The organism is Candidatus Pantoea gossypiicola, assembly GCF_008632075.1.
Taxonomy (GTDB): Bacteria; Pseudomonadota; Gammaproteobacteria; order Enterobacterales; family Enterobacteriaceae; genus Pantoea; species Pantoea gossypiicola.
Map to the genome: position 1 here is coordinate 267,684 of NZ_VWVM01000003.1, position 14,655 is coordinate 282,338.

Consider the following 14,655-nt stretch of genomic DNA (forward strand, 5'->3'; position numbering starts at 1 on the left):
TTACTGGCTTCACACTTCAGCTCTTAACTGGAGTATGGGAATAATCCTGGCGAGTCGCAAAGTGACATAGTTAAAAGTGTGTTGTATTTCGCATTTAAGAAAGCCCAACCGGAAAACATGTGATCAATGTTTCATTTACAAAAAAATCATAAAAACTTTTGATTCTCATTTGGCGCTAAAGCCTGGCAACAAAAAAGGCTGCACCAGGCAGCCTTATGTTGTCGTGGAGAGCATCAACGCTATTTAAATGGCAGCTTAATGTCCTTAAACATCGCCTCAATGTCTTCGTTTGAGCGCAGCGCCACAGCGGTATCTACCACGTCGCGGGTCAGGTGTGGCGCAAAACGCTGGATAAAATCATACATATAGCTGCGCAGGAAGGTGCTGCGGCGGAAACCAATCTTGGTGGTGCTGTTGGTAAAAATATCGGCGGCCTCAATACGAATCAGGTCAGGATCGGCCACCGGATCAACTGCCATACTGGCAATTACCCCCACACCCAGGCCTAAACGGACATAGGTTTTAATGACGTCGGCATCGGTAGCAGTGAAGACGATGCGGGGTGTTAATCCTGCCCGATTAAAGGCCGTATCAAGTTCTGAGCGCCCGGTAAAGCCAAAGGTGTAGGTCACCAGCGGATGTTCAGCCAGTTCTTCGATGCTCACCTGCCCTTTTCCAGCTAGCGGATGATCAGCCGTGACGACAATCGCGCGGTTCCAGTGGTAGCACGGCAGCATGATGAGATCGTCATAAAGATGCAGCGCTTCGGTGGCAATCGCAAAGTCCGCATTGCCCTTGGAAACCGCTTCGGCGATCTGGGTTGGAGAACCCTGATGCATATGTAAAGAGACGCGCGGATAGCGCTCGATAAATCCCTTGATCACGCCAGGCAGCGCGTAACGTGCCTGGGTATGCGTGGTGGCGACATAAAGCGAGCCTTTATCCGGCCAGGTATGCTCGCCGGCCACGGATTTGATCGCATCCACTTTGGAAAGGACTTCACGCGCTATACGGATAATCTCTTCGCCTGCAGGCGTCACCTGAGTGAGATGTTTACCGCTGCGGGCAAAAATTTGCACGCCCAGCTCATCTTCCAGCATACGCACCTGTTTGCTGATGCCGGGTTGAGAGGTGTAGAGACCTTCCGCTGTCGAAGAGACATTGAGATTATGGTTCACCACTTCGACGATATAGCGCAACTGCTGTAATTTCATATCTGTTCCATCCCGGTAAGTTACAGAGTCGCATCCCCGCTTGACGTATAGTCGCAAGGGTCAAGAAATGCTATGCATCAGGAAAGGTCGGAAATGCTATAACAACTATATCAGTTTAAGTGACAGAGTAGAACGGATTGATATAAGGCTCAGAAAAAGGCCAGCGAGCGCTGGCCTGAATGTGGTGCATTGTCACTATCAGTGGACAAATCGGGTAAGCACAGTAAGAAGAAGGCCAGCAAAGGCTGGCCTTTGAATTACTTTTTCGCTTCCTGCCACTTGCCATCTATATAGAAGGCGGACCAGCCGGTTGCCTTACCCTCTTTTTCAGAGGACACATACTGCTGTTTGGTTTTGCGGCTGAAGCGTACCAGTGTTTTATTGCCTTCCGGATCGGCTACTGGCGCGTCAGCCAGATATTTGAGCTTCTCAGGCAGACGATCTTTGAAGCGCTGAAGCTCCTCCACCAGCGGTGCACGCGTTTCGCGTGATTTCGGGAAGGTGTTGGCCGCAAGGAAAACGCCCGCTGCGCCGTCACGCAACACGAAGTAAGCATCGGACTTCTCACACGCCAGCTCTGGCAGTGGAACCGGATCTTCTTTCGGCGGTGCAACTTCACCACTGCGCAGAATCTTGCGGGTGTTTTTGCACTCTTCGTTGGTACACGCCATGTACTTACCAAAGCGTCCCATTTTCAGGTGCATCTCCGAACCACACTTCTCGCACTCCACTATCGGGCCGTCATAGCCTTTGATGCGGAATTCGCCCTTCTCGATTTCGTAACCGTCACACTCCGGGTTATTACCACAAACGTGCAGTTTTCGTTCGTTGTCGATCAGATAGCTGTCCATCGCGGTGCCACACTTCTGGCAGCGTCGACGGGCACGCAGGGCGTTAGTTTCAGCATCGTCGCCTTCCAGAATATTGAGGACTTCATTTTCCGGAATCAGGTTGATGGTCTGCTTGCAGCGCTCTTTAGGCGGCAGCGCATAGCCGGAACAGCCCAGAAAAACACCGGTACTGGCGGTACGGATTCCCATCTGACGACTACAGGTCGGACACTCAATTGAGGTCAGCACCATCTGGTTCGGTTGCATGCCACCTTCTTCAGGATCTTTCTCAGCCAGTTCAAGCTGCTGAGTAAAGTCAGCGAAGAAGTGATCGAGAACCGCTTTCCATTGCGCCTCGTTATTGGCCACCTGGTCGAGGTTGCTCTCCATGCGGGCGGTGAAATCATAATTCATCAGTTCGCGGAAGTTCTCTTCCAGACGATCGGTGACGATTTCACCCATTTTTTCCGCATAGAAGCGGCGGTTTTCTACCCGCACGTAGCCACGATCCTGAATGGTCGAGGTAATGGCCGCATAAGTGGATGGACGACCAATGCCGCGCTTCTCAAGTTCACGCACCAGTGACGCTTCGCTGAAGCGCGCCGGGGGCTTGGTGAAGTGCTGACCCGGAAGAAGCTGTTGCAGATCCAGAACATCACCCACGCTGACGGCAGGCAATGTACGATCTTCATCATTCTTACGCAGCGCTGGCATGACTTTGGTCCAGCCATCGAAACGCAGAATACGGCCTTTTGCTTTGAGTTTAAATTCACCCGCCGCCGCTGTAATGGTGCTGGAGTCATATTTTGCTGGTGTCATCTGACAGGCAACAAACTGACGCCAGATCAGCTGATAGAGTTTCTGCGCATCCGCTTCCATATCCTTCAGCTTTTCCGCCACCACTTCCACATCAGATGGACGAATCGCTTCGTGCGCTTCCTGGGAGTTCTCTTTGCTGGCGTAAGTAATGGCGTTTTCAGGCAGATACTTTTTGCCAAAATTACTTTCGATATAGCCACGCGCCATGGCGACTGCATCCTGACTCAGGTTGGTCGAGTCGGTACGCATATAAGTGATGTGACCGGCTTCGTACAGGCGCTGAGCCATCATCATCGTTTTCTTCACGCCAAAGCCCAGACGCGTACTGGCAGCCTGCTGCAGTGTGGAGGTAATGTAAGGTGCGCCCGGCTTGCTGCTGGTCGGCTTATCTTCGCGGTCAATGATCTCATAGCGCGCTTTTTCCAGCAGCGCTACCGCGGCATAGGTCTCGTCGCGATTGACAGGACGGAAGACTTTATCACCTTTGTGCGTCACGTCCATCGACAGCTCATCGCCTTTTGGCGTAGTCAGTGCGGCATTAACTTCCCAGTACTCTTCGGGAACAAAGGCTTTGATTTCACGTTCACGTTCCACCACCAGGCGAACCGCAACAGATTGCACACGTCCGGCCGAGAGACCACGGGCGATTTTTTTCCACAGCAGTGGCGAGACCATATAGCCCACCACGCGGTCCATGAAACGACGCGCCTGCTGAGCATTTACCCGATCGATATTCAGTTCGCCCGGCTTTTCAAATGCCTGACGAATCGCATTTTTGGTGATTTCATTAAAGACCACGCGGCTGAAACGCGAGTCATCTCCACCGATCACTTCCCGCAGGTGCCAGGCGATGGCTTCCCCTTCGCGGTCAAGGTCGGTTGCGAGATAGATGTGGTCAGCATTGGCGGCTAACGCCTTCAGTTCAGCAACCACTTTCTCTTTGCCGGGCAGAATCTGATAATCCGCTTCCCAGCCGTGATAAGGGTCTACACCCATGCGGCTGACGAGTGCAGCTTTCTCATCTTTTTTTACTTTTTTAACTTTCTTGTCAGTTGAAGCGTCGTTGACTTTCTTATCTGTCGAAGCGTCAGCACTCTTCTTCGCGGTTGAACCACTGGTCGGCAGATCCCGGATATGACCCACGCTGGATTTAACCACGTAGTCACTACCCAGGTATTTATTGATTGTTTTAGCCTTTGCCGGGGACTCAACAATAACGAGTGCTTTACCCATATTTACCTTTACCTAATGAAAACATCCTGCTTAACGGGAGAGGATTGGATGCCCAAAAACCCAGTGGGTTCAATATTGCTGCGCCTGTTTAACATTTCAAGGCGGAGGGGTCAATCTCAGATCAGATGATGTAGCATGATGCAACTGCATGATAAAGCGTACTTTTTCCATCTGAACTCTTCGCACATCCTGGTGCAAAATCCCTGAAATCGGAATCGCCCACACTCTACCTGATAAAATCTGTTACGCAACTTAATTAGCACTCAGCCCGAACTTACGCCAGGTTTTCATCGTTTAGATCGATTTGTCATAGCGCGTGACAGGCCAGTAATATAGAAAGGATTTGGATGCTGTCAAAAAGGAGCGAATATATGCAGAGATCAACTCAGGCTATTTCCCGCCAGGCATTGCTGGAAAAGGCCAATGCCCTGATTAAAGAACATGATGATTATTTAGCAGGCATGCAGGCGGATGAGGTGATTCAGCAGGCGGATGTACTGGTCTTTCGCGGCCCCTTCTTTCTTGATGCGGATGGACTGCCGACCACGAAAACCACGGCAGTGTTTAACGTCTTCAAATACCTTGCTGTGGAGCTGTCGCCGCGCTATCACCTGGAATAGAAAACCCGGCACAGGCCGGGTTTCGCATCAGAGCAGTGGCTTTTCGCCGCGCTGCCAGAGTTTCAGCAGCAACCGCTCAGCCACCGAGCCGGCGCTCTGGGTAAAACGGTCAATCATTTTACGACGGCGGGCGTAATGCACGCCAAGTACGCTGAATTGATCCATCTGACGGATGATCAGGTCATCGCTGGTGCCGATTTCGTCAATCAGGCCGAGATCCAGCGCCTGTCGACCATACCAGTGCTCACCGGTTGCTACCCGATCGATGTCGAGCGACGGGCGCATCTGGTGAACAAACTGCTTGAACAGCAGGTGCGTTTCATCAAGATCTTCCTGAAACTTCTCGCGCCCTTCGTCGGTATTCTCACCAAACAGCGTCAGCGTGCGCTTGTACTGTCCGGCGGTATGCAACTCAACGTCAATATCGTTACGCTTCAGCAGGCGGTTGAAGTTAGGGATTTGCGCAACCACGCCGATGGAGCCAATGATCGAGAACGGTGCGGCCACAATGCGATCGGCCACGCAGGCCATCATGTAGCCCCCGCTGGCTGCCACTTTATCTACGGCTGCCGTGATGCGCAGACCCGCATCGCGCAGACGCTGCAGCTGCGATGCTGCCAGGCCATAGCCATGCACCACGCCGCCCGGGCTTTCCAGGCGCAGCAGCACTTCGTCGCCAGGCTGCCTGACCGCCAGCACAGCTGAAATTTCTTCACGCAGTGAGCTCACCTCACCGGCATCCATGCTGCCTTTAAAATCGAGTACGTAGAGCGTGGGCTTAATGCTGTCTGTCTGTCCCTGCTTTGCCGCCTGTTTTTCCGCTTTGGCTTTCAGCTTTTCACTTTTTTTATGATTTTTCAGCCAGACTTTTTGCGCCTGCGGCTTCATTTTTGCCAGCTGCAAATCCTCTTTCATCTGCTGATAGTCATCACTCAGATGGGTCAGACGAAGCTGACCATTATGTGCCCGTTTGCGTAACGCGGCATTCATGATAATCATGACAATCGCAGCGACGGCAACCACCAGTGTCACCGCTTTCGCTAAAAACAGTCCATACGTTGAAATAAAATCCATCAGGTCGCCTTCACAAAAGAATAAAAAACAATTCGCCAGTTTAGCCGTTTTACCCTGCTCCGTCGCCTGAAATGCCAGCAGCCGGCACAGAATGGGTGGTCTGGCGATTGCGCCCATTCGTAAATTCAGGCATAAAGCGGAATCATGCTGTTTTCGCTGGAGGACCCCGCTGTGTATTATCAACCAAAAAGCGACCTGCTCAATCACCGTATTATCCTGGTCACAGGTGCTTCAGATGGCATTGGCCGGGAAGCGGCGCTGACGTATGCCCGTTATGGCGCTGAAGTCATCCTGATGGGCCGTAACCCTCAGAAGCTTCAGCAGGTCAAAGAGGCAATCGATCAACTTAATAAATGTGCTGCTCATACCGTCGTGTTTGATCTGGCTGAAGCGACACCGGAACGTTGCCATCAGATAGCAGAACAGCTGTCACAGCAGTTTCCTCGCCTTGATGGCGTGCTGCACAATGCCGGTATCCTTGGTGAAATCGTTCCGCTGGCGGAACTCGACCCTCAGATCTGGCAACAGGTAATGAACATCAACCTGAACGCCACCTTCTTCCTGACCCAGGCGCTGTTGCCGCTGTTGTTAAAATCAGATGCCGGTTCACTGGTGTTTACCACCTCCAGCGTTGGCCGTACCGGTCGCGCGGGCTGGGGCGCTTACGCCGTCTCTAAATTTGCTACCGAAGGAATGATGCAGGTACTCGCCGATGAGTATAAAACGCAGGCATTGCGGGTGAACTGCATTAATCCGGGCGGGACGCGGACCAAAATGCGCGCCAGCGCCTTCCCGCAGGAAGATGCTAACAAGCTGAAAACACCTGCCGATCTGATGCCGCTCTACCTTTATCTGATGGGTGATGACAGCCGGCGCAAAACCGGTATCAGCTTTGATGCGCAGCCGGGCAGAAAACCCGGAGCCGCAGAGTAATGGCTGACGATCGTCATCAGCAGCGTCAGCAGCGGCTAAAGGAGCAGGTTGATGCGCGGATTGCGGCAGCCACCGAGGTGCGTGGCATCCTGATGGTGTTTACCGGCAATGGCAAAGGTAAAACCACCGCAGCTTTTGGCACCGCCCTGCGCGCCACCGGACACGGTAAGCGCGCAGCGGCTGTCCAGTTCATTAAAGGGGACTGGCCGAATGGTGAGCGTATCCTGCTGGAACAGCATGGTGTAGAGTTCCAGGTGATGGCAACGGGTTTCACATGGGATACGCAGAACCGCGAAACGGACACCGCCGCCTGTCTGGCCGTGTGGCAGCATGCAAAACGGATGCTGGCCGATACGCAGCTCGACCTGGTCGTGCTGGACGAAATAACCTATATGGTCAGCATGGATTATCTGCCGCTGGACGACCTGATTATCGCTCTGCAACAGCGCCCTGCGCATCAGAGCGTAATCATTACCGGACGTGGCTGTCATCGTCGCCTGACCGAAATGGCAGATACAGTGACGGAGATGCGGCCGGTGAAGCACGCTTTTGATGCCGGTATTCAGGCTCAGCAGGGAATTGACTGGTAATATAAAAAGAAAACGCAGCCCTGGGGCTGCGTTTTTAGCGATCGGGCAACGATATTAACCAGCGTTACGTTTGCTGCCCGGATTGCGGCGTGGCGCACGTGGCGTGCTGCTCACTTTACTGTGGCGTTTCACCGCACGACGGATCTGGTTTGCTTTGGTGCGCCGACGATCTTTCTCAACGACCAGTTTGGTCACCGTCTCATCATCCATCTCCACCAGGTTGCGCAGATAGTTCACCGCCGGCAGATCCAGCTCCGTCCAGCCGCCGCGCGGCAGGCCTTTCGGTAAGGTAATGTCGCCATAGCGAACGCGCATCAGACGGCTGACCTGTACACCAACCGCCTCCCATAAACGACGCACCTCACGGTTACGTCCTTCCGTCAGAGTGACGTTGTACCACTGGTTAATGCCTTCTCCGCCACCAAACTTCAGGGTTTTAAACGCAGCCGGACCATCTTCCAGCTGAACGCCCTTGCTCAGCTGACGAATTTTATCGTCGTCTACCTGACCAAACACGCGCACCGCATACTCACGTTCCACTTCACGGCTCGGATGCATCAGGCGGTTCGCCAGTTCACCGTCGGTGGTGAAGAGCATCAGACCACAGGTATTCACATCCAGACGGCCAACGGCAATCCAGCGTGAACCGCGCAGGCGAGGCAGGCGGTCAAACACCGTCGGGCGGCCTTCAGGATCGCTGCGGGTACAGAGTTCGCCTTCAGGTTTGTAGTAAGCCAGCACGCGGCAGACTTCGGTTGCTGATTCAGCAATCGATACCAGATGGCCATCAATACGGATTTTCAGGGATTTACTGCTTTCGACGCGGTCGCCCAGGGTGGCGATCTTGCCGTCAACGCTGACACGGCCGGCAGCAATCATTGATTCGATTTCACGACGCGAGCCATGACCGGCACGCGCTAAGACTTTCTGTAACTTTTCGCTCATTGAGCTTCCTCTTTGTCGCCTTCCCAGGCGTCATGACTAGGTGATAATCCCTTCTAAATCAACAGGTTAACTTAGTAAGTTTGCCCCATTATACAGGCATTTAACGCTGATGTAACGCGCTTTATGAATGGTCGAATAGTAATAAAGAAAGGTTAACCTCTGATAGTTTGAGATCTGATAATTCTTAATACTGAATAAAATAATACCCGTCCGAATGATAAGAAAATATGTTTAATAAAGCGTATGCTTCGAAAACTTTATAGCTGAAGACAATTAAATTTTCTAACCACTCTCTTTTCATCAACGCGATGTTCTGAGGGTAAAAATCTTAACGCAATCTTACACTTCCATCATTTTGATCTGCCTTTTTATCCTCCATGAATAATATTAAAGTCAGCATAAAATGCTGGTTAATTGAATTTATCCATTCCGTATGCACTGCAAAAATAAAAATATAAGATTATTCTTAATGAAAATTCGTTTAAAACCTTATTTTCCATGACATTTGATTGTCATTAGCTTTAATAAATTGTACGACATTATTAAGCTGATACACTTTATCCCAGCAGCATAATAAAAAAGCAAAGCACGCGATAAAGCGTTCTTGCGACATTTAAGCCTTGCTTAATTCATTCGTTAATAAAAATAGTGTTTTTACATTAATCCAATAAACCGGCGCATCCGGAGTTGTTGCGTTAATACGGTTCAGTGATGAACCTTGCTTGCATGTCAAAAATCTTCACCAGGGATTTCCCGACATGCCTGAATAAAGAAAACCATCATGAAAAACCTGTTTCTGTGCCCGGTGCTAGCTGCACTGGTCCTGAGCGGGTGCTCTGTGGGCCATACTGAGTACAGTCGTACAGCGATGCATCACGTAGATATGAGCGTGACGGGCATTCCGACGATCCTCGGTCTGGGTACACTGGGCACCAGCATTCCTCTGACGCCTGAATACAGCCTTACAGCTGCGCACGTGGCGAAAACCGCCGTGCAGCGTGTGAAGTCTTATCATCCTTATTGCGACCTTGCGATTATTTATCACAAGAATGATGCCAGCACGCTGACTAAGTTCCGCAGCAGCGACATCGGCGATCCGGTTAAAATGTATGGCTACAGCTTTATTTCAGCGATGCCGGTTGAATCGTCCGGGGTTAATTTAGCCCGCACGGCTATTCGGAATAAATGGAATAAAAGTCCCTGCTTAGCGATGGCCTCGAACGCGGGCGTCGTTCAGGGAATGTCTGGCGGTGGCGTTTATAATCGGGATGATACGCTGGGCGGCGTTATTGTTGGCTATTCTGACTCGATTAAGAACGGGCGTAATAACAAAGTGATCCTGAAAGATGTATCACTTTATATTCCTTACGGTCAGTTTAAGAACTGGTTAGAGTCGAATCTGGCCCAGACACCGACGCACGGTGTCTGAAGCCCGACGTAATTACAGGAACGGGCGGGTATCGCCCACGCCTTCACGCACAATTTCCGGCGAATCGGTGGTCAGATCGACCACCGTGGTCGGCTGCTGACCCAGCGTACCGCCGTCGATGATCAGATCGACCAGCTTACCAATGCTGTGCTGGATCTCTTCCGGGTCTGACTCGGTAAAATCGTTGCCTGGCAGAATCAATGAGGTCGACATCATCGGCTGATTCAGCGCTTCCAGCAGCGCCAGCGCCACCGGATTGGAGGGCACACGCAGACCAATGGTCTTACGCTTTTCATTCATCAGGCGGCGCGGCACTTCTTTGGTCGCCTTGAGAATAAAGGTGTAGTTGCCTGGCGTGTTGTTTTTCAGCAGGCGAAAAGCCGAGTTACCGACCTGCGAATAGACCGACAGCTCTGAAAGATCCCGGCACATCAGAGTGAAGTTGTGGTGCCCGTCGAGCTGACGGATACGGCAGATGCGCTCCATCGCGCCCTTCTCCTCCAGCCGACAGCCCAGTGCATAGCCGGAGTCGGTAGGATAGACAATGACGCTGCCTTTGTTCAGGTACTCGACCGCCTGGTTAATCAGCCGTGGCTGGGGATTGTCCGGATGAATGTGAAACAATTGACTCATAGAAACCTCGTGTCACCTTTCCGTGATTGTCAGGCCGGGCGCGAGAGCCGGGAAGCGTTCCCAGACCGGCTCAACCGCTGCGGGCAGCCAGAGTTTACGGCCCAGTTCAATCCACGGGCAGGGTTGATGAAAATCAGAACCTTGTGATGCGGCCAGTTCATTATCTCTGGCATATTGTGCCAGCGTTGTACGCTCATTGGGTGCTTGCTGGCACTGCGCAACTTCCATCGCGTCGCCGCCCGCCTCGCGGAAATGGGCGACCAGCCGTTTGAGCCACTTCGCCGATAACCCATATCGGCCAGGATGCGCCAGCACAGCACACCCACCAGAATGATGAATTGCATCAATGGCTTGTTTAATTGTACACCATTGTGGCGGCACGTAGCCGGTTTTGCCACGCGCCAGATAATTTTTGAATACCTGTACCATGTTGTCGGCTTTGCCCTGCTCAATCAGGAAGCGGGCAAAGTGACCACGGGTAATGATACCGCCATCAGCCAGACGCATCGCACCTGCCAGCGCATCCGGAATCCGTGCTTTCGCGAGTCGCTCACCAATCTCTTGCGCCCGCGTCCGGCGGCAGTCATGTTGTCCGGCCAGAAACGTCACCATGGCCGGATGGTGAATATCAATGTCCAGGCCGACGATGTGAATCTCATGGTTCTCCCACAGCGTGGAGATCTCTGCCCCAGCCAGCACTTTTATCGGTAAATCGTGGTCGCGTGCCGTCTGCTGCGCTTCTTCCACCCCTGCAACGCTGTCGTGATCGGTGATCGCCAGTACGCCCACGCGCATCTCAACGGCTCGCTGCACCAGCTCTGCTGGCGTCAGTAAGCCATCGGAGGCGCGCGTGTGGCTGTGTAAATCATAAACCGGGAAACGGGCGATATCGCTCAAGAGAACTCCTGCTAAAACTAAACCGGCCAGCATGATAACGATTTTCATGGTCAGTGAAAAAGTGTATTGACATTTACGCCATGAACCCGTTAACTAGTACACAAGTTCACACGTAACGGGTATTTAATCATGGCTGTTGTAATCACGCATTTAAACGGTTGGCGCGATGTTCCCGATAACGGGCGACAGGATCGTGCACACGTTGCGTAACCGCTGTGCTAATACCTGAGCCCGCCACCGAGCGGGCTTTTTTTTGAGCGAAATTCAGAGAAATCATCATGCCAAATGCGAAACCTACAGTGAAGTTGATTACCGGCACCGCGCCTTACCGCGAAGATCCGGCCGCAGTGTTTCACCAGCTGTGCGGCGCACGTCCGGCAACCCTGCTGCTCGAATCTGCGGATATTGACAGCAAGCGCAATTTAAAAAGTCTGCTGATTGTCGACAGTGCGCTGCGTATCAGCGCCATGGGTAACACGGTTACCGTTCAGGCGCTGTCAGAAAATGGCCGTGCCGTGCTGCCGCTGCTGGATGAGGCCCTGCCTGCTTCCGTCAGCAATCAGGTCCGTCCCGATGGACGTGAGCTGACTTTTCCGCAGAGCACCGATCCGCATCAGGATGAAGATTCACGTCTCAAAGCACTCTCGGTGTTTGATGCACTGCGACTGATTCCCCAACTGGTTAATGCCTCTGCCGACGAGCGTGAAGCCGTGCTGCTGGGTGGCCTGTTTGCCTATGACCTGGTGGCTGGTTTTGAAACCCTGCCGGAACTGGATAATCAGCAACGCTGTCCTGACTACTGTTTTTACCTGGCAGAGACATTACTGGTGATCGATCATCAGACCCGCAGCGCGCGTCTGCAGGCCAGCCTGTTCTGCCCGTCTACCAGCGAGTTCCAGCGTCTGCAGCGCCGTATTGAGCAACTGCACGGTCAGATGCTGCAGCCAGCACCTGCACTGCCGGTACAAAAGGTTGAACAGATGACGCTGACCACCAGCCAGAGCGATGAAGAGTATTGTGACGTGGTTCGCACCATGCAACAGGCGATTCGCATCGGTGAAATTTTTCAGGTCGTACCCTCACGCCGCTTCTCGCTGCCGTGCCCGTCACCGCTGGCCGCCTATGACACGCTGAAAAACAGCAATCCCAGCCCCTATATGTTCTTTATGCAGGATCAGGACTTCTCGCTGTTTGGCGCGTCGCCAGAGAGTTCACTGAAGTATGACGCCACCTCGCGTCAGATTGAGATCTACCCGATTGCCGGTACCCGCCCGCGCGGCCGCCATGCTGATGGTTCCCTGGACCGCGACCTTGACAGCCGCATTGAGCTTGAGATGCGCACCGACCATAAAGAGCTGGCTGAACATCTGATGCTGGTCGATCTGGCGCGTAACGATCTGGCGCGCATCTGCGTGCCAGGCAGCCGTTATGTGGCTGACCTGACCAAAGTTGATCGCTATTCGTTCGTGATGCATCTGGTTTCCCGCGTCGTCGGCACGCTGCGCGCCGATCTCGACGTGCTGCATGCCTATCGCGCCTGTATGAACATGGGCACGCTGAGCGGTGCGCCAAAAGTTCGCGCTATGCAGCTGATTGCCGGTGCTGAACGCACCCGTCGCGGCAGCTACGGTGGCGCGGTGGGCTACTTCACCGCGCAGGGTGATCTCGACACCTGCATCGTTATTCGTTCGGCCTATGTCGAAGATGGCGTCGCTACCGTTCAGGCGGGCGCTGGTGTGGTGCTGGATTCCAATCCGCAGGCTGAAGCGGATGAAAGCCGTAATAAAGCCCGTGCCGTTCTGCGCGCTATCGCGACTGCCCATCACTGCAAGGAGATCTTCTGATGGCCGATATTCTGCTGCTCGATAACATCGACTCTTTTACCTACAACCTCGTTGATCAGCTGCGGGCCTTTGGTCACAACGTGGTGATCTACCGCAATAACCTGCCCGCTGAACTGTTAATTGCTCAGCTGGAACGTATGGAAGATCCGGTGCTGATGCTGTCACCGGGTCCCGGCGCACCAAAAGATGCCGGTTGTATGCCGGAGCTGCTGCGGGTGCTGCGCGGACGTCTGCCGATTATCGGCATCTGCCTGGGTCATCAGGCCATTGTGGAAGCCTATGGTGGCCATGTGGGTCAGGCGGGCGAGATCCTGCACGGCAAAGCCTCTTCTATCGTCCATGACGGCGAGGCGATGTTTGCCGGCCTGAGTAATCCCCTGCCGGTGGCGCGCTATCACTCGCTGGTGGGCAGCAACACGCCGGATGAGCTGACGGTTAACGCCAGCTTTAACGGGATGGTGATGGCGGTTCGTCATGAAACCGATCGCGTCTGCGGGTTTCAGTTCCATCCGGAATCGATTTTGACTTCTCAGGGCGCGCGCCTGCTTGAGCAGACGCTGGCCTGGGCGCTGGCGAAGTAACAGGGAGAATAACGATGCAACAGACACTGGAAAAACTTTACCAGGCGCAGACGCTGAATCAGGCTGAGAGTCATCAGCTGTTCAGCGCCATCATTACCGGACAGCTGGAGCCCACGCAGCTCGCCGCTGCACTTGTCGCTATGAAAGTGCGCGGTGAAACCCCGGAAGAGATCGCCGGGGCCGCGACGGCGCTGCTGGAAGATGCGAAACCCTTTCCCCGCCCGGATTACGCTTTTGCCGACATCGTTGGCACCGGCGGCGATGGCAGTAACAGCATTAATATCTCGACGGCCAGCGCCTTCGTTGCTGCCACCTGTGGTCTGAAAGTGGCGAAGCACGGCAACCGCAGCGTCTCCAGTAAATCGGGCTCGTCTGACCTGCTGGCCGCTTTTGGTATCAATCTTGATATGCCCACTGACCGGGCGCGTCAGGCGCTGGACGATCTTAACGTCTGCTTCCTGTTTGCGCCGCAGTATCACACTGGCTTTCGCCATGCGATGCCAGTGCGCCAGCAGCTGAAGACCCGCACGCTGTTCAACGTGTTAGGCCCATTAATTAATCCGGCGCGCCCGCCACTGGCAGTGATTGGCGTCTACAGCCCGGAACTGGTGCTGCCGATTGCGCAGACCCTGAAAGTGCTGGGTTATCAGCGTGCAGCGGTGGTTCACGGTGGCGGTATGGATGAAGTCGCACTGCACGACGTGACGCACGTGGCTGAGCTGCGTGAAGGCGAAATCACCCGCTATCAGCTCTCGCCCGAAGACTTTGGTTTTGGCTTCCATCCCAAAGAGGCGCTGGCGGGCGGCACGCCGGAAGAAAATCGTGACATTCTGACGGCTTTACTCCAGGGTAATGGCCAGCAGGCCCATGAGGAAGCGGTCGCCGTTAACGTGGCGATGCTGCTTAAGGTATTCGGTCAGGAAGATCTGCGTGAAAACGCTCAGCAGGCGCTTAACGCCATTCGCAGCGGGCAGGCTTATGAACGCGTCGTCGCACTGGCAGCAAGAGGATAA

The 14,655-nt window shown here is 53.5% G+C and carries 11 protein-coding genes, 1 pseudogene and 1 other annotated feature; of the genes and pseudogenes, 6 read left to right on the top strand and 6 right to left on the bottom strand.

What is annotated here, in order from left to right; all coding sequences use genetic code 11:
• Positions 1-239 precede the first annotated feature (239 nt).
• Both cysB and topA read right to left on the bottom strand, forming a co-directional pair.
• Positions 240-1,214 carry an HTH-type transcriptional regulator CysB gene (cysB, locus tag F3I20_RS05790; protein ID WP_150010316.1) on the bottom strand — a complete coding sequence of 325 codons (975 nt, stop codon included), beginning with the start codon at positions 1,212-1,214 and terminating at the stop codon, positions 240-242.
• Positions 1,215-1,471: 257 nt separating this feature from the next.
• Positions 1,472-4,096: a type I DNA topoisomerase gene (topA, locus tag F3I20_RS05795; protein ID WP_150037082.1), complete on the bottom strand. Its 2,625-nt coding sequence runs from the start codon at positions 4,094-4,096 to the stop codon at positions 1,472-1,474.
• Positions 4,097-4,467: 371 nt separating this feature from the next.
• Between topA and F3I20_RS05800 the strand changes: the two genes are divergently transcribed.
• On the top strand, positions 4,468-4,716 hold the full coding sequence (locus tag F3I20_RS05800; RefSeq protein WP_150015109.1) for a YciN family protein: 249 nt from the start codon (positions 4,468-4,470) through the stop codon (positions 4,714-4,716).
• Between the two features lie 27 nt (positions 4,717-4,743).
• On the opposite strand, the gene sohB is transcribed toward F3I20_RS05800, so the two are convergent.
• The gene (gene sohB, locus F3I20_RS05805) at positions 4,744-5,790 is read right to left on the bottom strand and encodes a protease SohB (RefSeq protein WP_150037081.1); all 1,047 of its coding nucleotides are present in this window, start codon (positions 5,788-5,790) and stop codon (positions 4,744-4,746) included.
• Positions 5,791-5,961: 171 nt separating this feature from the next.
• Between sohB and F3I20_RS05810 the strand changes: the two genes are divergently transcribed.
• Together F3I20_RS05810 and cobO are read left to right on the top strand one after the other, a co-directional pair.
• Positions 5,962-6,723 carry a YciK family oxidoreductase gene (locus F3I20_RS05810; RefSeq protein WP_150037080.1) on the top strand — a complete coding sequence of 254 codons (762 nt, stop codon included), beginning with the start codon at positions 5,962-5,964 and terminating at the stop codon, positions 6,721-6,723.
• The gene (gene cobO, locus F3I20_RS05815) at positions 6,723-7,313 is read left to right on the top strand and encodes a cob(I)yrinic acid a,c-diamide adenosyltransferase (protein WP_150015115.1); all 591 of its coding nucleotides are present in this window, start codon (positions 6,723-6,725) and stop codon (positions 7,311-7,313) included. The genes F3I20_RS05810 and cobO overlap by 1 nt, the downstream gene beginning before the upstream one ends.
• A 54-nt stretch (positions 7,314-7,367) precedes the next feature.
• On the opposite strand, the gene rluB is transcribed toward cobO, so the two are convergent.
• On the bottom strand, positions 7,368-8,258 hold the full coding sequence (gene rluB / locus F3I20_RS05820) for a 23S rRNA pseudouridine(2605) synthase RluB (RefSeq protein ID WP_150015117.1): 891 nt from the start codon (positions 8,256-8,258) through the stop codon (positions 7,368-7,370).
• A 781-nt stretch (positions 8,259-9,039) separates the two neighbouring features.
• Between rluB and F3I20_RS05825 the strand changes: the two genes are divergently transcribed.
• Positions 9,040-9,687: a serine protease gene (locus tag F3I20_RS05825; protein ID WP_150037079.1), complete on the top strand. Its 648-nt coding sequence runs from the start codon at positions 9,040-9,042 to the stop codon at positions 9,685-9,687.
• Positions 9,688-9,699: 12 nt separating this feature from the next.
• Here F3I20_RS05825 and F3I20_RS05830 read toward each other — a convergent pair whose 3' ends face one another.
• Both F3I20_RS05830 and rnm read right to left on the bottom strand, forming a co-directional pair.
• Positions 9,700-10,320, bottom strand: coding sequence for an L-threonylcarbamoyladenylate synthase (locus tag F3I20_RS05830; RefSeq protein ID WP_150015121.1), 621 nt, complete (start codon positions 10,318-10,320; stop codon positions 9,700-9,702).
• 12 nt (positions 10,321-10,332) lie between these two features.
• Entirely contained in the window at positions 10,333-11,217 is an 885-nt protein-coding gene (rnm, locus tag F3I20_RS05835; protein WP_150015123.1) for an RNase RNM, read from the bottom strand.
• Between the two features lie 153 nt (positions 11,218-11,370).
• Positions 11,371-11,472, top strand: a sequence feature (Trp leader region).
• A 23-nt stretch (positions 11,473-11,495) separates the two neighbouring features.
• On the opposite strand from rnm, the gene F3I20_RS05840 reads away from it, so the two are divergent.
• Together F3I20_RS05840 and trpD are read left to right on the top strand one after the other, a co-directional pair.
• Positions 11,496-13,061 (top strand): anthranilate synthase component 1, encoded by a 1,566-nt coding sequence (locus F3I20_RS05840; protein ID WP_150037078.1) that lies wholly within the window; start codon positions 11,496-11,498, stop codon positions 13,059-13,061.
• A pseudogene (trpD, locus tag F3I20_RS24110) lies at positions 13,061-14,655 on the top strand (bifunctional anthranilate synthase glutamate amidotransferase component TrpG/anthranilate phosphoribosyltransferase TrpD). Before F3I20_RS05840 ends, trpD begins: the two are co-directional and overlap by 1 nt.